Origin of the sequence: Candidatus Francisella endociliophora, assembly GCF_000764555.1 — a bacterium.
Taxonomy (GTDB): domain Bacteria; phylum Pseudomonadota; class Gammaproteobacteria; order Francisellales; family Francisellaceae; genus Francisella; species Francisella endociliophora.
The window spans coordinates 845,268-864,547 of record NZ_CP009574.1 but is presented as its reverse complement, the minus strand read 5'-3'; the positions used below and the strand labels follow the sequence as shown (position 1 = coordinate 864,547).

The following is a 19,280-nucleotide window of genomic DNA, read 5'->3' as shown; positions in this document are numbered from 1 at the left end:
AAAATAGAGATTTCCATTTGATTATCTAAAATGATATTGGTTTTTACCTTTGTTTTTAGCAATGTACATAGCGTCATCTGCTTGTTTAATAATTTCATCGACATCATTTTTATTATTTCTATTTTGTATAGTAATTCCTATACTTATAGATTGCACAATTTTTTGAGTACTATTTATTGCTATCTCTTGCTCCATAGATTTTATAGTTCTATCAAGGATATTTATAATTGTATTTTTGTCATCAAGGTTTTTTAAAACTGCGATAAATTCATCTCCACCAATTCTGGCAATTAAATCTTCTTCGCGTAGATTTTCTTTTAGCCTATTTACAACCTCTATAAGTATTATATCGCCAGCATCATGCCCATAAGTGTCATTTATATGTTTAAAATTATCCAAATCAATAAATAAAACTGTAAATTTAGAATCAATAGATCTACCACTTTTTAACATTGAATTAAGCTGTTTAATCAGTGCATGTCGATTTAGACTATTTGTTAAAGAATCTGTGGAGCTAAGCGTTGTTAATCTTTGCTCGCTAATACTTAATATTTTATTTTTTCTAGAATTTATATTTAGCAAATGAAAAAATATCTGCGTCATAAAGCTAATTAAAACTCCAAACAAAAATAGTAGGGATGGAAATAGCTTCTGTAAATCCTCATACCCACTGGTTGTATAGAATGCTATAATTTTCCAATTTTTAGCACCATTAAATGTTTTTGATACTTTAAAGGTGTAATTGTCTGTCGATGCGAGATTAGAATATATTTTTTCTCCTTCAAGGTATATCTCAATATTGTATTTATCATTATTTATCTGATTGATAAATTCGTTAGAAAAATTTGGTCTAAAAACAACATTGAACTTACTTTGCTTATCTTGGATACATATTAATTTTTGCTCTTTAGTATCTGTGACATCACATTTAGCTAAAACATTTAAAGCTTGTGATTTATCGATTTTATAGTTTGATAAAAACAAGTCTTCATTATTTTTATTATAGTATATAAAGTAAATGCTTGGATAATCATCTTCATATGCCTGAAAGTCAGCAAGAATTGCTTTTGTACTTGAGTATGATGAGCTTACAAGACGCTTATGTAGTCTATCAATAGCACTATACTCAAGATTTAATTTTCGTTCTAAATTTGTATGTAATAATATAAGCCCTTTATCAACTTTATTATTTATTTGCTCATCATCATAATAAGTAGCATATAACCAAAAAAGGAAAAATATAGTAAAGGTTATGATTGAAACAACTATCCCAATTCTTTGGCCTATATATTTAATACCTTGAAATGAAAACTTAGTTAAAGAGAGTAGTAAAAGACAAACTGAAGTATGTAAAGCCATACCTGTAATATGACCCCAACTAAAATAATAAGATATGTTTAGCGAATAACCTAGTAAAGCAACAAAAGTAATCAAGGCAACTATACCATGAAGCGTTGAATAAAGGTTCTTCACCAAAAGGGCATTGTTTCTAACTCGAGGAAATGTATTTGCTATCGCTAATAAGGTAAAGCATACAGCTGTGTTTGGAGACATCCTCCCTGGGTATAGTGAGTTGTCAAAAGTTTTGTGAAATATAATATTATCAATATGTAAATTAACAGCTAGCAAAAATTCCATCAGAGTACTAAAAGCTAATATCATAACAAATATAGAAATTATGCAACGTGTAAAAGATATCGTTGTTTTTCTAGGGATTAAATTTGCTACTGCTAATAAAAATAAACAACTAGCAGTATTAAACTGCATAGGTGGAAAAGTAGGGCTAATTTTTATTATAGAGATATTGTTAGTAATCCAACCATATATAACTATACTGGATATTACTAAAACAGTTGAACTTGCAACAATATTTGCTCTGCGTCTTGGTATATACAAATCATTCTCCAATAACCGCTTTACTTTTATTCTATAGCTAATGATAGTAAATGTCTAAATTTAGAGTTTACATTTATTACTAAAAAATATAGCTTTATGTTATGAGTCTTTACAGAAATTAACTAATGTCGAGAGATTTAAATATAGCAATACTAAATACAACTAGCTTAGATGTTCGAGATAAACTAAGCAAATGTAGTATAAAAGAATTTTCTACTAAAGATGAAATCTCCACTGATTTTGAAAATATAGATGCTATCGTATTAGATCATAATAGTACTACCACATCTAATGTTGATGCTTTTGTTATAGATCCTCAAGACCAAGATGAGTTTATTACACTTTTAAAAAAGATAAGATCAAGTATTTATACCTATCTTAAACCTGTATTTTGTACCAATGCTGATTATATCGATTATACTACTGAGCCCTTTACAGATATTGAAACAATAGCTAGTTTTATAGATACTGTTAACCATGAAGTATCTACTATAGAGCAAATATCACAAAATGCTGATAATATAAGTCGTGACTGGCAAGCCAGACTTTTAATTTATCTGTATACTAGAAGATCAATTCGACATTTAAAACCTTGTAAAAATAAGATAAAAAAGAGTTTTTTCAGTTATCCAGTGATAGATGTTTTTTCACAAGATGCAAATTTTGATTATTATGAGTGGATAAAAGAGCTTAAAGATAGAGACATTCTTAAATTTAAAAAGTTTGTAAAATCCTTTTTCTGTTGTTCTAATTGCTCCTCTGCTAAGGCATTATTTTCTGAGATATGTCCAGAGTGCAAAAGTGAAGATGTTCTTTTAGAAGATTTTTTACATTGTTATACTTGTGGAAATATATCTCCAGAAGCGCAATTTATATCAACTAGTGATGAATTGATATGCTCACAATGTAAATCAAAATTAAAGCATATTGGTGTTGATTATGATAGACCTCTAGAGAGTTACTCTTGTATGAGTTGTGATAGTATCTTTATAGAGCCTGAAGTTATTACAGAGTGTATAGATTGTAATACTATAACACTAACAGAAAAGATGAAAAAACAGAAAGTGAATGAGTATTCACTTACAAATAAGGCACAGCGCTATATTAGGATGAATCTTCTTGAATATTCTATGTCTGTATTTGATGAAATTAACTATGTAGTGCCTGAGTTCTTTTATAACCTCATTGAGTGGGCCTATTCTATGCAAGATAGAGATAAAGCTTATGAATTTTCTCTAATTTATATTAATGTTTTTGATTATGTAAATATAACAGACATTTCAACTCTATCAAAAAGCTTAAAAAATGCTCTTAGAAAAACAGATATGTTAACAAGGTGTGAAAAAAACCAATGTATCTGGGTTTGGTTGCCTAATACAACTCTAGAAGGAGCTAAGATAGTTGCAGATAAGCTAAAGCATATACATATGTCTGAGGGCGATAATTTGAAAGATGCTATTGAAATAAAAACTTTTTATTCAACAGATATAGAAGATTTTACAGCTCCAAATAAAGTATTAGAAAAATTAGCAAGACAAGGGTAGTTTTTGTGGACATAATATATGTTTTTTATCAGCATATTTTAGTTATTCTTTCTAATCCTAAAGATCTTTTTATTTCAGTTTTTACTATTGCTGTTTTAATAGAGGCTCCATATACAGTTTTTATATTTCTTGGGGTATTATTCGCCTACTTTAAGCAAATATCTAGTGTTACCAAAAGAGAGCCATATTTTCCTAAAGTTAGCTGTGTAATCACTGCATATAGTGAAGGAGCTGATATTTTATTTACATTAAAAACTTTAGAAGAACAATTATATAAAGGACATATTGAAGTTTTGATACTCATTGATGGTGCTGATGTGAACAAAGAAACTCTAGATGTTGCAATGAAATATAAAAGAAATTTCAGACCAAACAATAGAAGATCTCTTAAGGTTATTCCTAAGCTGCATAGAGGAGGTCATGCTTCATCATCAAACTTAGGTTTTAATTTAAGTACTGGGGATATCGTTATTATGCTTGATGGGGATACATCTGTAGATAATGATATGATAAGCAACATGGTACAACAATTTGCAGATCCGAATGTTGTTGGATGCTCTGGAACTCTTCGAGTACGAAATATCAAAGAGAATCTAATCACTCGAATGCAGGGTGTTGAATATATGCTTGGCATCCATATGTCACGTATCGGCTTAGCCAGCATTAATAGTATTAATAATGTTTCAGGAGCTTTTGGAGCTTTTAGAAAGAGTTTTATGAAAAAAACAACACGCTGGCGTAATGGTTCAGCAGAAGATCTTGACCTAACATTAAGACTGCAGTCATATTTCAAAAGACATAAGCACCTCAAAGTTGTCCACTCTCAAGATAGTATAGCTCATACAGATGTTCCTAAAACAGTTTGGCAACTTATAAAACAAAGAATGCGTTGGGATGGAGATATTTATTTTATTTATATTAGAAGACATCTAAAAAAACTATTACCAAAATATTTAGGTTGGCGAACTTTCTTTGTTACTGTCTTTTCAGGATTGTTTTTCCATGCGGTTCAACCAATTATCATAGTAACAAGTTTAGTTTATAGTATTTTTGTATTTCCAATACATGTCATCATACCTGTTTATATATTAGTTTATTTTTATTATTTAGGTATAAATGTATTTTTATTTATAACTTTTATATTATTAGTATCAGAGAGAAAAAAACAAGACCTAGCAATGTGGTATGTATTGCCATTTATGCCAATATATTCAATTTTTCTTAAATTTGTGGCAACAGCAGCTATATTAAGTGAGTTTTTTATAAAAACACATAGAGATAGCTCTATGGCTCCTACTTGGGTCAACAAAAAAGTTAAATAGGATTTTATTATTATGAAGTTTAAAACTCCCAAAAACAGAAGCTCCCAAGCAGTAAAGAGATCTCCTGTCAAAAAAAATATTGCCCGTTGGCAATGGTACTCAGTTATTGCGTGTGTTGTGGCTCCGTTGTTGTATATTGTTTGGCTAATATTTAGCAGCCATTATTTTATTGTGGCACATGGTACAGTTGTCACCGAAAGGTATCTTATAAGAGCCCACGAAGATGGTTTTATTAAACAAAATAATATTCATGCTGGTGAATTAGTGAAAAATGGTGATACTGTTTTTCAGATGAGCTCACCATTATTAGAGGCAGAACTTGATGAGGTGAAATCTCAAATTAAAGATTTAAAAAGCTTACAACAAAAACTTTACAAGAATGATCTAAAGGCTTTAGAACATAAATATGATATAGCTAAAAAGTATGTTGATATTAATAAAAAGTTCTATGATGCTATGGTTAAGTTGCGTAGAGAAAATATTATTAATGTCATAGAGTTGCAGCAGTCATCACAGGTTTTGCATACAGCTGAAATGGATCTAGAAAATGTACAAGTAGAAAAGCAAAAATACTCTTTAGATAAAGATAATGATTATGAAAAAACTTTAAGAAACTTAGCTTTACAGCAGAAGATTCTTGAGGAAAAGATAAAAGGTTTAAATATAGCTGTAGATGTAGATGCTATTGTTAGTAGGGTATTTGTATATAAAGGTGAGTTCGTGCAAAAAGGCCAAGAGTTAGCTCTTTTATCTTTATTTGAAGAACCTTTTATAAGAGCCTATTTGGATTCTGAGTTTATCTCATATATTTCAAAAGGTACACCTGTTATGATACGTTTTCAGGATGGCGCGAAGTTTAAAGGTATTATTGAGTCTAGACCTGTTTTTGCAGAGCAAAATAATGAGAGAAGTATGTTTGACTCAAAAGAGTCAGAGGTTGTAATAATTGTAAAACCGACACAAAAAATACCAGCGCAATACAATATAAATAATGTCCCTGTTGATATTGATATAGACAGAGTAGAATTTTGATTAGAAAAAAGCTTCTAAAATTAATAAAACTTGGGTTTAGAGAAAATTGTATTCTCTGTAAGCAATCAGCGGAGGGTGTTGTTTGTAATTATTGCTTATCGGGTTTGCAGAAGGATATAAATATTCAGCATCAAAAATTAGATTTTGGACTAGAGTGTGATTATTACCATTTGTTAAATTACTCTGCTGAAGTTAGGTATTTACTTCAGAAGCTTAAGTTTCATAAAGATTTGCTTGTAACACAAGTATTTTCTAAGCTTATTATATACTGGTGGGATCAGGTCTGTGGTAAATATTTTGTTGATGTAGATGCTATTGCTGTAGTACCAATTCATCGATATAGATATTTATATCGAGGTTTTAATCAAGCAGAAGTTTTAGCACAAAAATTAGCTGAATATACAGATATAGCTACAACTTTTGAGAGTTATTCACGTATTAAGTATACCAAGTCACAAGCAAAATCATCAAAGCAAAAAAGGGCAGAGCAAATTAAGGGAGTCTTTCATTTAGATAAGCCAATGAAAGCTAATCATTTGCTTGTATTTGATGATGTTTTAACTACAGGATCTACAATGAAGGAGTTTATTCAAACTATTGTAAATGATAGTAATATCGAGAAAATCTCCGTAGTAACACTTGTACGTCCTAATTAATTAGAATCGTACGCGCTCCTATTTATCGATAAGAAAAATATATCATTAGTATAAAATCAATATATTTAACATCTTAATGTCTGGATGTGATAATAGTCACATAAGTTTATTAAAGAATTTAAAAAAGGTGGCTAAAATGAGAAAAATAATTTTAACAGTAACGATGATAATAAGTTTAACAACAGCTAGTTTTGGGTATGGGATGCATGAGGTAAATAGTTTTTCTTCAAGCTCTTTTCCTCCGCCAACTTTAAATTTAGCTAGTTAAGTTATAGAGGGAATGAATGTATCTTTCCACCAAGTATATGGGCATGAATATGAAATACTGTTTGTCCACCTTCTTTACCAGTATTAAAAACAGTTTTAAAGCCTTTTAAGCCTAGTTCTTTAGCAACTTTTGAAATACCAATCATAAACTTACCCATTACTTGCTCATCTTCATTATTAAGCTTATTTAAGCCTTCAATGTGCTTTTTGGGAATTACTAAAATATGAGTCTCAGCAACAGGATTTATATCATGAAATGCTAAAATATTCTCATCTTCGTAAACTTTTTTACAAGGTATTTCACCAGCTATGATCTTACAAAAAATACAGTCAGACATACTAACGCTCCTTTCTAAAACTATAATAGATTAAACATCCTATACCAGCAATTACAAAGCCTGTGCTGTGAGCGCTAATAAAGTCTTGTAATTTAACTATAGGGGTTAGGTCTTTATTAAAACTATAAATAATACCTAAACTAGTTAAAACCACACCTGAACCTAATATAAGATTATATCTTTTCTTTTTTGGTTTTTTATCAGGTTTAGGTTCACTTACTTGCGGTTGCTTAAGATTCATCTGTGTTTGTTGAAGTATATCAAAAACCATACGTGGCAACTCTGGTAGTTTATCACTGACTCTAGGCATATTTTCCATAGTACGATGGTAGAAACCTCTTAAGCCCATTTGCTCTTTCATCCATTTTTCTAGAATAGGGCGTGATGTTTCCCAGATATTTAGTTCAGGGCATAACTTTTGTCCTAATCCCTCAACATGGAAAAGAGTTTTTTGTAATAAAGTAAGCTGAGGCTGGATATTCATTTTAAAACGACGAGCTACTGCAAATAGCTGCATTAACGTATAACCTAGAGAAATCTCTCGCATCGGTCTTTCAAATATTGGTTCACAGACTGTTCTAATTGCAGATTCAAGAACATCTACACGAGTATCACTAGGAACCCAGCCAGATTCTATGTGTAGTTCAGCAACCTTTCTATAATCACGTTGGAAAAATGCTAAGAAGTTGCCAGCTAAATAACGTTGGTCATCTCTATTTAGAGTTCCAACAATCCCAAAGTCAATAGAGATATATTTAGGGTCAGCAGGATTTGTAACATCTATAAACATATTTCCAGGATGCATATCTGCATGGAAAAAACAGTCATTGAAAACTTGAGAGTAAAAAATCTCAACACCACGTTGAGCTAATAAACGGCGATCAACACCTAGAGCATCCAACGTTTCTATATCAGAGACTCTTACGCCACTAACTCTTTCCATAACCATTACAGATGGGCTTGTATATTCCCAGTATATTTTTGGCACATAGTGGATAGGGGAGTTCTCAAAGTTTCTACGAATTTGGGAAGCATTTGCAGCTTCGCGAACAAGGTCTAGTTCATCAAAAAAACTCTGGTTAATTTCTTTGACTATTTCTACAGGCTTAAAGCGACGAATCTCTTTTAATTTACTTAGTAACGTAGCAAAAAAAAGCATTAAAGAGGTATCTAATTTTAGGATTTTATCAATTCCTGGGCGAAGTACTTTCACTACAACCTCTTCGCCATCTTTGAGGATAGCACCATGAACTTGTGCTACAGATGCTGATGCTAAAGGAGTATGTTCAAAGCTTTTAAATATTTCATCAATTGGCTTTTGAGCAGCTTTTTCAATTTGTGCTGCGGCTATTTTATTATCAAATGGAGGAACATTATCTTGAAGTTTTGAGACCTCTTTAATAACTTCAGGAGGTAAAAGGTCCGCTCTTACAGATAGTGCTTGTCCAAATTTGATAAATATTGGCCCTAATTTTTCTAGTGCTTCTCTAATACGCACACCATGTTCAAGCTTACGTATTCTTGGTGAGTAGTAAAAAGGGTTTAAATATAGCAAAGCTCGTAAAGTTCTTACTTTTGTTGCTCGAATAGGCTCGTTTAAAAGGCAATATCTATTAATTACATAAAATATGTATATAAGTCTTAGAAATTTTCTAATCATTGTAAGAGCCTTCTAGCAGTTTTAGTTTAGCTTCTATTCTATCTGTCGCTTGTTTTAGATCTTGAACCTGCTTGTAGAATATATTTATTTCATTTTGAGATATTAAGATTCTTTTTTCTTCAGTTAAAAAATCTTTGATATCAATAATTGATTCTTGGCGTGAGGTTTTAAAATATTCTTTCGCTTTTTGAAATGGTTTACTAATAACTCCAGCAAACTCTGGACTTGTCATTTCTGATATTTTATAAACTAAATCTATATCAATAGCGTTTAGAAATTTATTGAATTCGTTAAGATCTTTTAGGCTACCTTGATAATCTAGCTTTTCAGCAATTATAAGTTCTTGCAAATTTTTGTTGAAAACCAACTCTAAAATATAAGCTAGCTTTCCTTTTAAAACATTTTTTGTTATCTCATCTGTTGCGTATATACGGTTACCTTGAACAGTTAAGGAGATATCATAATCAATATCTGTAATATATACACTTATGGTTTTACCATTAAGTGGCTGTAATAGAGATGAAGCTTGAGGATCAAGATGTAATAAAAGTTCTAGAAACTTATTTATAGTCTGTATCATTTTAATATTTATATCCAATATGTAATGCTACAATTCCACCAGTCATATTTTGGTATTCAACATTATCAAATCCAGCGTCAAACATCATTTGTTTTAGTGTCTCTTGATCTGGATGCTTACGAATAGATTCAGCAAGATACTTATAGCTTTCCGCATCTTGTGTAATAATCTTACCCATAAAAGGTAGGGCTTTGAAAGAGTACTCATCATAAACTTTTGATAATATAGGCACTATTGGTTTAGAAAACTCTAATACTAGTAGACGACCACCTGGCTTTAGAACTCGACACATCGATGCAAGAGCCTTAGCTTTGTCTGTAACATTTCTTAACCCGAATGAGATTGTTATACAATCAAAATAGTTATCTGGGAAAGGTAAGCATTCAGCATTTGCTTGGACATACTCAATATTGCCTACACATCCTTTGTTTGTAAGTTTTTCTTTTCCAACTTCTAGCATTGATGAGTTTATATCACTTAAGACAACTTTGCCTTGTGAGCCAACCATTTGACAAAATTTGTAAGCTAAATCGCCAGTACCACCAGCTAGATCTAATACTCTGTCACCTTTTCGTACAGCTGATTTTGCAAGAGTTTGTTTCTTCCAAATGCGATGAATACCAAAAGACATTAAATCATTCATCAAGTCATATTTAGCAGCAACTGAATGAAATACACCAGCTACTTTTTTTTGTTTTTCTTCCCAAGGTACTTCTGTGAAGCCAAAATCTATTGTTTTATTTTCTTTAGACATTTAAACTAAAACTTATAATATTAAAGCTGCTTTCATTATAGCAGAATATCATTTATTTGTATTGACTAGATACCACTAAATATGAGGTAGAAAAATGTATATATTGTCAGGTGATATTGGCGGGACTAATACGCGTCTAGAAGTTTCTCTTTTAGAGAATGGTGTAACTAAAAGTATAGCTATAAAAAAATACAAAGGAGCAAGCTATAATTGTTTGTCAGATATTATTGAGCAGTTTTTAGCAGAAGTTAAATTAGACGGACAAATTGAATCTGTTTGTTTAGCTGTCGCTGGATTTGTTTCAAATGGTGAGGTTGAGGTTACAAATCTCCCATGGATGGTTTCTGAACAATATATATCAGAAGGTTTGGGTATTGATAAGTCTAAAGTTAAGGTTATAAACGATTTTGAAGCTATTGGTTATGGCATAGAATCTTTAGATAAGACAAAAGATATAATCACAATCCAAGAAGGAAAAAAAGATAATGATAATCTTTGTGCTGTAGTAGGTGCAGGTACTGGTCTTGGAATGTGCCTAGTCAGTTATGATAAAGATCATAACCCTAGAGTTTATAAGACGGAGGGTGGTCATGTAGATTTTTCTCCAGTAGATGATGAGCAAGTTGAGCTTTTTAAGTTTATGCGTAAAACTTTTCATCGAATCTCTCCAGAGAGGTTCTGTAGCGGCTATGGTATTTATAATATTTATAAATATGTTGTTAAAAATCCTTTATACGACCAGCCAGAATGTCCAGAGCTAAGAAGAGAACTATTTAGTGTTTCAGATTCTGACAAAGCGGCAGTTATTGTCAAATATGCAATGCAACATAGAGAACCATCAGCATTAAGAACTATTGATATTTTTCTAAGTATTTATGGGTCGGTTGCTGGAAATCTTGCTCTTACGAGTTTACCTTTTAGAGGTGTTTATATAGCTGGAGGTATTGCCCCTAGGCTCATTGAACAAATTAAGTCGAGTAAGTTTCTTGAGAAGTTTAGAGATAAAGGAAGGATGTCAAATATGATGAAAGACTTTCCTATACATATAATTGTAAATACAGATGTTGGATTAATAGGGGCGCGTACTTATGCCGCGGGATTACTGTAGTTTTATGATTAAATATGCAATATCAATTTGTATTGGGATTGGTATTAGTCAGTAGATTTTTCTTTATTTGTATAGTGGCTTATTACTTTTCTAGCAGATAGCCACAATAAATATGCGCCTCCAAATATAGCAATTATCATATAAAAGCTAGCAAATACAGCAAATATTGTTGTCATTACAGCTAGCTCTGCAATACAAAATATCGTTAATATAGTTACTAGGCAAATGCAGCTCAAAAAGTTTTTATAAGAACAAGATTTTGGGTTTTTTATAGGTTCTTGAGGTTGTAAGGCTGTGGAATTGCTCATTTTTTAGAAAAGTTTATTAATATGGTTGTAATTATACATCTATAAAATGTTTCTTTGCAAACCTAAAATATCTCAACTATTTCTTTATATGTCTCGAAAGATATATTGATTGGATTATTAAAAAAACAAAGGTTATTCCTAAAAGACCAAATAATTTAAAATCCATCCAGATGTCAGTAGAAAAAAAGTAAGCGACAAATAAGTTGATAGTCCCTAAAACAGTAAAGTATGCTCCCCACATATTATTGATTTCTCGCCATTTACGAGTTTTTAGCTCAACAGTTTCTTTTAGAATTTTTTCCATAGGGGTTTCTTTCATTGTATATGTGGTAATTATTAACCCAATTCCCATTAGCCAGTTGATAATGCTTACTTTCCATTTGATAAATTCTTCATTATGAAAATATAGTGTAGCTCCTCCAAATACAGCTACTAATAAAGCTATTAATATTTGAGCTTTTGCTACCTTGCGGTGTTTCACGTATTCCCATATAACTTGTGCGACTGTAACAATAATCAAAGCAGCCGTTGCAAAAAATATATCATAAAATTTATATACAGCGAAAAATACGATTGCTGGAAGCAAATCGTTAATCATTTTATTCATGTCAATTATTTATAAGTGTGTATAATGTCATAAAAGTATAACGGTTGTTGTAAAAATTATGAAGAGATTAATTGAACTATATAGTTATGGCAATAATGCTTCTGAACTAAAAGATATTGCTAATATTCTAGATAAGGATGGAGTTATTGCAATTCCAACAGACTCTGGTTATGCTTTAGCGTGTCGTATGAAATCAAAGAAAGGTATAGATAAAATCATCAAAATAAGAAATTTGGATAATAGTCATAATTTTACACTTTCATGTAAAGATTTATCTGAAATTTCTGAATATGCTAAAGTTGATAATAATGCTTATAGATTACTTAAAAGATACACGCCTGGAGCTTTCACATTTATTTTAAATGCTACAAAAAAAGTATCATCATTACTTGTTACTAAATCTAAGAATACAGTAGGTATTAGAGTTAGTGAGCATTATGTCCCACATGCGATATCAGCAGAAATTGGTGAGCCTCTAGTGATTAGTACATTCATATTGCCAGGACAAGAGCATGTGGTTACAGATTGTGCTGAGGTTGGTGATGATGTGATGAATTATATAGATGCGGTAGTTGAGTCTGATTACTGTGGTTATGAACCAACAACTGTGGTTGAAATGCTTGAGCTTCCATATCAGATACTTAGACAAGGTGCTGGTGAGATAGAAATTTAGATTTTTGTATATTAATGAATAGTTATAAAACTATTTCTCAAAATATTGAATTAGAAATTGAGCCAATCAAGAAATCACGGTTTATCGCGTATTTATATAAGGTTGAGTCAGAACAAGATGCTCTAAGTTATATAAGTGAGCTTAAAGCAAAATTTCCAGATGCAAACCATCATTGTTGGGCATTTTCACTTATCAAAGAAAATAAATTTAGGTTTAGTGATGATGGTGAACCAAGTGGTTCAGCAGGTAAGCCAATACTTTCACATATTCAAGGTCATGATTTAACAAATGTTTTAGTTGTTGTAGTTCGTTATTTTGGTGGCACTAAATTAGGTGTTGGTGGGCTGATAAGAGCTTATGGACAGGCTGCTAAAGAGGTATTGAAGTTAGCAGAGATTATAGAAGTCCAGCCACAAAGCCATATTCGTATCGAGTACGGCTATACAGAAACCACAAATATTGAAATTATTATAAAACGCTTTTGTGCCGAAGTAATAAATCAAAGTTATGATAGTAATATTGTAATAAATGTTAAAGTCAACTCTTCAGATAGACTTGAGTTTATTCAAGAAGTCATTAATATAACCAGAGGTAGTGCTAAAGTTAAAGAAACTAAATAATCTGTAGTTGTTAAAGTTTAAATTAAAGCTCTTTTAGTGTGTATAAACATGTATATGATTGATCCAAATAAGCAAACCAAACCACTAAAAATAAATATAATAAAGAAGTTATTATTTGTTGCTTGCAGAATAATTCCTGTTATCAGGGGAGCTAGCCCTGCACCAATAAAGTTTGCAAAGTTTTGAGCGCCGCCAATTGTACCAACTAGGTGAGAAGGTGATATATCTGTTACTAATGCCCAAGTTGGAGAAATTCTAAGTCCTAAGCAAAAAATAGCAACTGCTATTACACAGACAATCACAAATATATTATCTATAAATGGTAAAGTTAAAATCGAAAGAGATGCAACTATACAACCACCAATAATTGGAATTAAACGGGAATGTATGGCATTGATATTTCTCTTAATCAAAAAATCTGAGAGTATCCCACCAAGCATGACTGACACTATTCCTGATATGAATGATGCAGAAGTAGCTATACTCATTTGTGATAAGCTAAGTCCTTTTACTTTTATAAAATAGAAAGGTAACCATGTTAAAAATACCCAATAAGCATACGATGAACAAAGATTGCCAATACATAGGAATATAACATTTTTGTTTTTTAATGCTTGTTTGAAAGAGGTTTCTTGAGTTTTCTTGACAGATTTGACTTCGTGGAGAACTCCTCTTCTTAGGAGGTTATGCCATACTAAGGTTGCAAGTAGACCTACAACACCAAGCATTATAAACATCCCTCTCCAACTTATTAGTAGCATTAGAGATACTAATACCAGTGGAGCTAAAATATTTGCAAGTCTTGGACCAAGAGAAACTATCGATGAAATTAGGCCACGTTTAGATACAGGGAAGTTTTGCTGGATTATTTTTGTAGCAATAATGAAAAAAGGAGCTTCGGCAACACCTAATAAAAGCCTTGTAAAAAGTATTGAATAAAAACCAACAACCATTCCACCAAGAATACATGATAGAGACCAACCAATCATGCTAACTAGCATTATCTTGTTACTACCTAATTTATCAACTAGATATCCTGCTGGTAGGCTAGCTAAAGCATAAGGCCACATAAATGCAGAAAGTAGAATTCCCATCTCTGTGGGTTTAAGATTAAAAGCATTAGCTATCTCTGTATTAGCGATACTTAAAGTAGAGCGGTCAAGATAGTTTAGTAGTGCTAAGAAAAACATCAAAAGCACTAAGATAATGTAGTGTGATTTTTTCATTATTTTAACTTATCATAATATATTTTTGTCACGCTGCTGTATAGCTCATTTAACTCATTATTATTTAAATAATTCAGCTGTACTATTTGATTATATGCTTTATTTGGGTTATTGAAGTTAATTTTGTTATTTTCAGGCTTATGTTTTTTTAAAATATTATCAAAAACTTTTTTTTCATTTAAGTATTCATATAATCTTTGATATTTAATTATGAGCATATTTAAGTTATTTATATCAATATTATTGTATTTCATCATAGCCTTATAATATTCATTTAAACTTTTTTCAAGTTTGCTACATAACTCATTTGTTGGGATGACATCACCATTAATGACTATGTTTATACCTTCTTTTGATTTCATACAGTTTTCATAGTTAGTCACAGTATTTCTTGTGATAATGAGAAATTGGTCTGCAGATGTTATAAACTCACTTTGAAGTTTATCAATTTGTAAAATTAGTGTTTCTGAAACTATTTTATCCTTTTCAACTTGAGAGCTTATATACTTAATGCCAAAGAAAGCCAGCAGAGCTATAGTGATGGGAGCGTTTATTATTTTTATAAAATAGGTAATATAGGAGGGGACAGCTTTCCATTTGTCTTTTAAGTATAGAAAGATCTTCATTATTTTACACGCATGCCTGGTTGAGCACCTTCATGAGGTTCTAGTATATATATACCTTTACCATCTCCAGCAGCGAGTACCATACCTTCAGAAAGACCAAATTTCATTTTTCTTGGAGCAAGGTTAGCAACCATTACAGTATGTTTTCCAACTAAGTCTTCTGGATTATATGCTGATTTAATACCTGCAAAAACTTGCTTAGTAACTCCGCCAAGATCAAGGATTAATTTTAGTAGCTTATCAGCACCTTCAACATGAGATGCTTCAGCAATTTTAGCTACACGAAGATCTACTTTCATAAAATCATCAAAACTACATTCTTCAGCTATATCTAACTTAGATTCTTCTTTTTTAGGTTCAGGCTGTTTTTGTGGTTGCTCTTTTTCTAGCATTTTTTTAGTATCCTCAATTATCTTATCTACTTTTTCTTTTTCTATACGCGTAGCAAGTGGTTTGAATTTATTAATTTTGTGGTTCTTTAAGAATGTTGGAGCATCATTCCAGTTAGAGATTTCTATATTTAAGAAAGCTTCTGCTTTTGTAACAATGCTTGGAACTATCGGTTTTAGATAAGAAACCAAAACCTTAAACATATTTATACCTTGTGAGCAGACTTGATGAACTTTTTGTTCCTGTCCTTCTTCTTTTGCTAGTTGCCAAGGTTTATGATGATCTATGAATTGGTTTGCTTTATCAGCTAGTGACATTATCATGCGTACAGCATTTGCAAATTCTCTCTTTTCAAAAGCTTCTGTAATTGCTTGATGACTTTCTGCAAATTCTTTTTCTAGCTCTTTATCAAAAATCTCATCAGCTAAAGTAGCATCGAATTTCTTGTATACAAAACCTGCACAACGACTAGCAATATTTACAACTTTACCAACAATGTCAGAATTTGATTTTGTGATAAATTCTTCTAAATTCAAATCAATATCATCTATGCGAGCAGTTAGCCTTGATGCGAAGTAATATCTTAAATAACTAGGTTCTAAACTATCTAAATATGTTCTAGCTTGGATAAACGTGCCACGAGATTTAGACATTTTCTTACCATTAACTGTCAAGAAACCATTTGCAAAAACACTTGTCGGAGTTTTATAACCAGTTGATGATAATATTGCAGGCCAGAATAAAGCATGAAAATATATAATATCTTTACCAATAAAGTGATAAAGTTCGCTGTCATTAGAGCTATCACCCCAAAACTCATTGAAGTCGACATCGTTTTTATTGCAATAGTCTTTGAAGCTTGCGATGTAACCCATAGGGGCGTCAAGCCATACATAGAAGAACTTTTGCTCATTTGTACCTGGAATTGGGTAGCCAAAGTAGGGCGCATCACGAGATATATCCCAGCTTTGTAAGCCTTGCTCAAACCATTCTGCTAATTTGTTAGCTACTTCAGGTTGTAAACTTTTATTAGATTCAATCCAATTTTTGATATCTTTTTCTAATGCTGGTAGATCAAAGAAGAAATGTTCTGAATCTTTTTTTATCGGAGCCTTGCCAGAAACTACAGATTTTGGATTTATTAATTCTGTAGGATCATAAGTTGCACCACAAACTTCACAACTATCACCATATTGATCTTCAGCTTTACATTTTGGACAAGTACCTTTTACAAATCTATCAGGTAAAAACATTTTCGCTTCAGGGTCATAAGCTTGAGCAATCTCTTTTTTAGAAATAAGTTTTTGAGCATTTAGCTTATTATATATATCTTCAACAATTTCTTTATTCAAAGCATTGTGTGTTGAGTGGTAGTTATCAAAAGCTACTTCAAAATCTGCAAAATCTTTTTGATGGTTTTTTGAGTAATGCTCTACAAGCCTCTCAGGAGTTATGCCTTGGTTTTTGGCCTTTAGCATAATTGGAGTGCCATGAGTATCACTACCACAGACAAATATACATTGGTTTCCTTGTAGTTTTTGAAATCTTACCCAGATATCTGATTGAATATATCCAAGCATATGTCCTAAATGTAAATCACCGTTTGCATAAGGAAGAGCGTTTGTAACTAAGATTTTTCTCATTTTATATTTGACTATGTAAGAATTTTATAATAATTTGAATATTATAAAGATTTTTCCCCGTTTTGTTTAGCTAATTTATTAAATATAGCGTTTTAAAGTGAAAATATCTGTCTAGTACTCTTGACTCTATATTTTATCTATATATAATAATTTCTCACATGGTTTAGGAGAGGTGGCCGAGTGGCTGAAGGCGCTCCCCTGCTAAGGGAGTATAGGCGTTAAACCCTATCGAGAGTTCGAATCTCTTCCTCTCCGCCATTAAGTTTCGATTACTTTGAAATCGGGTGCATAGCTCAGCTGGGAGAGCATCGCCCTTACAAGGCGAGGGTCGGGGGTTCGAACCCCTCTGCACCCACCACGATACGAAAAGGCGGTTCTATACCGCCTTTTTTGTTTTTAGATATTTTGTTTATTAGATGATTTCGATAAATTGCTTTACGCATAGTTTTAGTTCATTTCTTAATAATTCATCTACAATTCCATTGCCATCTTCAAAGTTTTTATCAAACTCAGGTAAAGAGAAAGATATTATTTCACCTTTTGATAACATGCTGAAAGTGATTTTTGCCATGTTTAAAATAGTTCTAGCTCCTCTAGCACCTGGTGAAGTCGAGAGTAGTAATACCGGTTTGTCATACCAGAGCGAGCCGTCATTTATACGAGATATCCAATCAAAGATGTTTTTGAATGCTACTGTATAAGAACCGTTATGCTCAGCAAGTGATATTATTAAAGCATCATGTTCCTTCACTATCTTTTTAAACTTATAAGCTAAAGGATGAATACCATCTTTATTTTCTCTATCAATACTATATATGGGCATTTCAAAGTTATTGATATCTAAAATGGTATTGTTTGAGTCTGGAATTAGGCTTGCTGCATATTCTGCAAGTTTTTGATTTATTGAGTTTTTACTATTACTTGCGCCAAAGACTAGGATTTTTTTCATAACTTTTTTATTTGAGTGCATATATTAGATCATTATATATATTTAAATGTAAATTTATTAGGAGTATTATGTTTGGTAGTAACTTAATTTTAGGAGTTGGTAATGCCATTGTATCCAAAAATAGAACCATATAACCAAGAATTTTTAAAAGTTTCAGATCTTCATACAATATTTTTTGAAGAGTGTGGAAATCCAAAAGGTAAGCCTGTAGTGTTTATCCATGGTGGGCCAGGTGGAGGAATTCAACCAAGTTATAGACAGTATTTTAATCCAGATAAATATAGAGTAATTTTAGTTGATCAGCGCGGATGTGGACAAAGCACTCCTTTCGCGGAGATCAAAGAAAATACAACTCAGCACTTAATAGAAGATTTTGAGAAGATTCGTAAGAAACTTGGGATTGATAAATGGATGATATTTGGTGGCTCATGGGGGAGTACTCTAGGATTAGCTTATGCTCAAGAACATCCAGAAGTTGTAACAGAACTTGTTTTAAGAGGAATATTCTTTGGAAGAGCTAAAGAAATATCGTGGTTATATCAGTATGGAGCTAGTGAGATTTTCCCAGATATGTGGGAAAAATATATAGAGCCAATCCCTGAAGAACAAAGAGGGGATTTCCTATCAGCATATTATAATATACTTACTGGTGATGATAATGAACTAAAACAGAAAGCTGCAAAGGCATGGAGTATTTGGGAAGCATCAACAAGTAAATTATTCGTAGATGAGAAATCAATAGCGAGATATGGTGGTGATAAGTTTAGTTTAGCTTTTGCACGTATTGAATGTCATTTCTTTAAAAATGGATTATTTTTAGAGGAAGCTCAATTACTTAAGAATGCTCACAAAATAGCAAATATACCAGGAGTTATTGTACAAGGCCGTTATGATATGGTTTGCCCAGCAACTTCTGCTTGGGATTTACATAAAGCTTGGTCAACTGCAAAATTAGAAATAGTTCCAGATGCTGGACATTCTATAAGTGAACCAGGAATTATAGAAGCTTTAGTTAAAGCAACAGATGATTTTGCTAAATAAGAAAAAATTTCTAGATATCAAAATAATAAATAGTTAGTGA

Annotated in this window: 20 protein-coding genes and 2 tRNA genes; 11 read left to right on the top strand and 11 right to left on the bottom strand. The window is 31.7% G+C overall.

The features are described 5' to 3' along the window. Positions 1–21: 21 nt before the first annotated feature. Positions 22–1,896: a GGDEF domain-containing protein gene (locus QI37_RS09950; RefSeq protein ID WP_052399151.1), complete on the bottom strand. Its 1,875-nt coding sequence runs from the start codon at positions 1,894–1,896 to the stop codon at positions 22–24. Positions 1,897–2,021: 125 nt separating this feature from the next. Here QI37_RS09950 and QI37_RS04255 point away from each other — a divergent pair, with 125 nt between their 5' ends. The 5 genes from QI37_RS04255 (at position 2,022) to QI37_RS10410 (ending at position 6,718) form a co-directional block, all read left to right on the top strand. After that, complete coding sequence (locus tag QI37_RS04255; protein WP_040008853.1) at positions 2,022–3,440, top strand: TackOD1 domain-containing metal-binding protein; 1,419 nt, start codon at positions 2,022–2,024, stop codon at positions 3,438–3,440. 5 nt (positions 3,441–3,445) lie between these two features. After that, positions 3,446–4,762, top strand: a complete 1,317-nt coding sequence (locus QI37_RS04250) for a glycosyltransferase family 2 protein (RefSeq protein ID WP_040008852.1) — start codon at positions 3,446–3,448, stop codon at positions 4,760–4,762. A gap of 12 nt (positions 4,763–4,774) precedes the next feature. Continuing rightward, entirely contained in the window at positions 4,775–5,794 is a 1,020-nt protein-coding gene (locus QI37_RS04245) for an HlyD family secretion protein (protein ID WP_040008851.1), read from the top strand. Beyond that, the gene (locus tag QI37_RS04240) at positions 5,791–6,450 is read left to right on the top strand and encodes a ComF family protein (protein WP_235261398.1); all 660 of its coding nucleotides are present in this window, start codon (positions 5,791–5,793) and stop codon (positions 6,448–6,450) included. The genes QI37_RS04245 and QI37_RS04240 overlap by 4 nt, the downstream gene beginning before the upstream one ends. Before the next feature lie 136 nt (positions 6,451–6,586). Next, on the top strand, positions 6,587–6,718 hold the full coding sequence (locus QI37_RS10410) for a hypothetical protein (protein WP_268746175.1): 132 nt from the start codon (positions 6,587–6,589) through the stop codon (positions 6,716–6,718). Position 6,719: 1 nt separating this feature from the next. Here QI37_RS10410 and QI37_RS04235 read toward each other — a convergent pair whose 3' ends face one another. From QI37_RS04235 to ubiE, 4 genes are read right to left on the bottom strand one after another with little or no spacing between them, the layout of a single operon-like run. Continuing rightward, positions 6,720–7,055, bottom strand: a complete 336-nt coding sequence (locus tag QI37_RS04235; protein WP_040008849.1) for a histidine triad nucleotide-binding protein — start codon at positions 7,053–7,055, stop codon at positions 6,720–6,722. Between the two features lies 1 nt (position 7,056). Further along, a complete protein-coding gene (gene ubiB, locus QI37_RS04230) occupies positions 7,057–8,715 on the bottom strand; it encodes a ubiquinone biosynthesis regulatory protein kinase UbiB (RefSeq protein ID WP_040008848.1) in 1,659 nt (552 codons plus the stop codon). Further along, entirely contained in the window at positions 8,708–9,295 is a 588-nt protein-coding gene (locus tag QI37_RS04225; protein ID WP_040010697.1) for a ubiquinone biosynthesis accessory factor UbiJ, read from the bottom strand. The genes ubiB and QI37_RS04225 overlap by 8 nt, the downstream gene beginning before the upstream one ends. Position 9,296: 1 nt before the next feature. Further along, a complete protein-coding gene (gene ubiE / locus QI37_RS04220; RefSeq protein ID WP_040008847.1) occupies positions 9,297–10,049 on the bottom strand; it encodes a bifunctional demethylmenaquinone methyltransferase/2-methoxy-6-polyprenyl-1,4-benzoquinol methylase UbiE in 753 nt (250 codons plus the stop codon). A 94-nt stretch (positions 10,050–10,143) separates the two neighbouring features. Between ubiE and glk the strand changes: the two genes are divergently transcribed. Further along, complete coding sequence (gene glk, locus QI37_RS04215) at positions 10,144–11,157, top strand: glucokinase (RefSeq protein WP_040008846.1); 1,014 nt, start codon at positions 10,144–10,146, stop codon at positions 11,155–11,157. 44 nt (positions 11,158–11,201) lie between these two features. Here glk and QI37_RS04210 read toward each other — a convergent pair whose 3' ends face one another. Then, the gene (locus tag QI37_RS04210; protein WP_040008844.1) at positions 11,202–11,465 is read right to left on the bottom strand and encodes a hypothetical protein; all 264 of its coding nucleotides are present in this window, start codon (positions 11,463–11,465) and stop codon (positions 11,202–11,204) included. A 76-nt stretch (positions 11,466–11,541) separates the two neighbouring features. After that, a complete protein-coding gene (locus QI37_RS04205) occupies positions 11,542–12,072 on the bottom strand; it encodes a septation protein A (RefSeq protein ID WP_040008843.1) in 531 nt (176 codons plus the stop codon). 58 nt (positions 12,073–12,130) lie between these two features. Here QI37_RS04205 and QI37_RS04200 point away from each other — a divergent pair, with 58 nt between their 5' ends. Together QI37_RS04200 and QI37_RS04195 are read left to right on the top strand one after the other, a co-directional pair. Beyond that, positions 12,131–12,745, top strand: a complete 615-nt coding sequence (locus QI37_RS04200) for an L-threonylcarbamoyladenylate synthase (RefSeq protein WP_040008842.1) — start codon at positions 12,131–12,133, stop codon at positions 12,743–12,745. Positions 12,746–12,759: 14 nt separating this feature from the next. Then, positions 12,760–13,365, top strand: coding sequence for a YigZ family protein (locus tag QI37_RS04195; RefSeq protein ID WP_040008841.1), 606 nt, complete (start codon positions 12,760–12,762; stop codon positions 13,363–13,365). Between the two features lie 17 nt (positions 13,366–13,382). Here the strand turns inward: QI37_RS04195 and QI37_RS04190 are convergent, their stop codons facing one another. From QI37_RS04190 to metG, 3 genes are read right to left on the bottom strand one after another with little or no spacing between them, the layout of a single operon-like run. Next, positions 13,383–14,591 (bottom strand): MFS transporter, encoded by a 1,209-nt coding sequence (locus QI37_RS04190; RefSeq protein WP_040008840.1) that lies wholly within the window; start codon positions 14,589–14,591, stop codon positions 13,383–13,385. Further along, positions 14,591–15,217: a hypothetical protein gene (locus QI37_RS04185; RefSeq protein ID WP_040008838.1), complete on the bottom strand. Its 627-nt coding sequence runs from the start codon at positions 15,215–15,217 to the stop codon at positions 14,591–14,593. Before QI37_RS04185 ends, QI37_RS04190 begins: the two co-directional genes overlap by 1 nt. Then, positions 15,217–17,250, bottom strand: a complete 2,034-nt coding sequence (gene metG, locus QI37_RS04180) for a methionine--tRNA ligase (RefSeq protein ID WP_040008836.1) — start codon at positions 17,248–17,250, stop codon at positions 15,217–15,219. The genes QI37_RS04185 and metG overlap by 1 nt, the downstream gene beginning before the upstream one ends. A gap of 166 nt (positions 17,251–17,416) precedes the next feature. Between metG and QI37_RS04175 the strand changes: the two genes are divergently transcribed. Then, positions 17,417–17,508: transfer RNA gene (locus QI37_RS04175), tRNA-Ser, on the top strand. A gap of 24 nt (positions 17,509–17,532) precedes the next feature. After that, a tRNA-Val gene (locus QI37_RS04170) sits at positions 17,533–17,608 on the top strand. Positions 17,609–17,662: 54 nt separating this feature from the next. On the opposite strand, the gene QI37_RS04165 is transcribed toward QI37_RS04170, so the two are convergent. Next, positions 17,663–18,199, bottom strand: coding sequence for an NADPH-dependent FMN reductase (locus tag QI37_RS04165; RefSeq protein WP_040010696.1), 537 nt, complete (start codon positions 18,197–18,199; stop codon positions 17,663–17,665). 102 nt (positions 18,200–18,301) lie between these two features. On the opposite strand from QI37_RS04165, the gene pip reads away from it, so the two are divergent. Further along, complete coding sequence (gene pip / locus QI37_RS04160; RefSeq protein WP_040008834.1) at positions 18,302–19,240, top strand: prolyl aminopeptidase; 939 nt, start codon at positions 18,302–18,304, stop codon at positions 19,238–19,240. Positions 19,241–19,280 lie beyond the last annotated feature (40 nt).

What these genes read in the sequence shown, in the direction of transcription:
- QI37_RS04255 (WP_040008853.1), top strand. Translation starts at nt 2,022, where the DNA reads ATGTCGAGAGATTTAAATATAGCAATACTAAATACAACTAGCTTAGAT.
- QI37_RS04245 (WP_040008851.1), top strand. Translation starts at nt 4,775, where the DNA reads ATGAAGTTTAAAACTCCCAAAAACAGAAGCTCCCAAGCAGTAAAGAGA.
- QI37_RS10410 (WP_268746175.1), top strand. Translation starts at nt 6,587, where the DNA reads ATGAGAAAAATAATTTTAACAGTAACGATGATAATAAGTTTAACAACA.
- QI37_RS04235 (WP_040008849.1), bottom strand. Translation starts at nt 7,055, where the DNA reads ATGTCTGACTGTATTTTTTGTAAGATCATAGCTGGTGAAATACCTTGT.
- ubiB (WP_040008848.1), bottom strand. Translation starts at nt 8,715, where the DNA reads ATGATTAGAAAATTTCTAAGACTTATATACATATTTTATGTAATTAAT.
- QI37_RS04225 (WP_040010697.1), bottom strand. Translation starts at nt 9,295, where the DNA reads ATGATACAGACTATAAATAAGTTTCTAGAACTTTTATTACATCTTGAT.
- ubiE (WP_040008847.1), bottom strand. Translation starts at nt 10,049, where the DNA reads ATGTCTAAAGAAAATAAAACAATAGATTTTGGCTTCACAGAAGTACCT.
- glk (WP_040008846.1), top strand. Translation starts at nt 10,144, where the DNA reads ATGTATATATTGTCAGGTGATATTGGCGGGACTAATACGCGTCTAGAA.
- QI37_RS04210 (WP_040008844.1), bottom strand. Translation starts at nt 11,465, where the DNA reads ATGAGCAATTCCACAGCCTTACAACCTCAAGAACCTATAAAAAACCCA.
- QI37_RS04205 (WP_040008843.1), bottom strand. Translation starts at nt 12,072, where the DNA reads ATGAATAAAATGATTAACGATTTGCTTCCAGCAATCGTATTTTTCGCT.
- QI37_RS04200 (WP_040008842.1), top strand. Translation starts at nt 12,131, where the DNA reads ATGAAGAGATTAATTGAACTATATAGTTATGGCAATAATGCTTCTGAA.
- QI37_RS04195 (WP_040008841.1), top strand. Translation starts at nt 12,760, where the DNA reads ATGAATAGTTATAAAACTATTTCTCAAAATATTGAATTAGAAATTGAG.
- QI37_RS04190 (WP_040008840.1), bottom strand. Translation starts at nt 14,591, where the DNA reads ATGAAAAAATCACACTACATTATCTTAGTGCTTTTGATGTTTTTCTTA.
- QI37_RS04185 (WP_040008838.1), bottom strand. Translation starts at nt 15,217, where the DNA reads ATGAAGATCTTTCTATACTTAAAAGACAAATGGAAAGCTGTCCCCTCC.
- metG (WP_040008836.1), bottom strand. Translation starts at nt 17,250, where the DNA reads ATGAGAAAAATCTTAGTTACAAACGCTCTTCCTTATGCAAACGGTGAT.
- QI37_RS04165 (WP_040010696.1), bottom strand. Translation starts at nt 18,199, where the DNA reads ATGAAAAAAATCCTAGTCTTTGGCGCAAGTAATAGTAAAAACTCAATA.
- pip (WP_040008834.1), top strand. Translation starts at nt 18,302, where the DNA reads ATGCCATTGTATCCAAAAATAGAACCATATAACCAAGAATTTTTAAAA.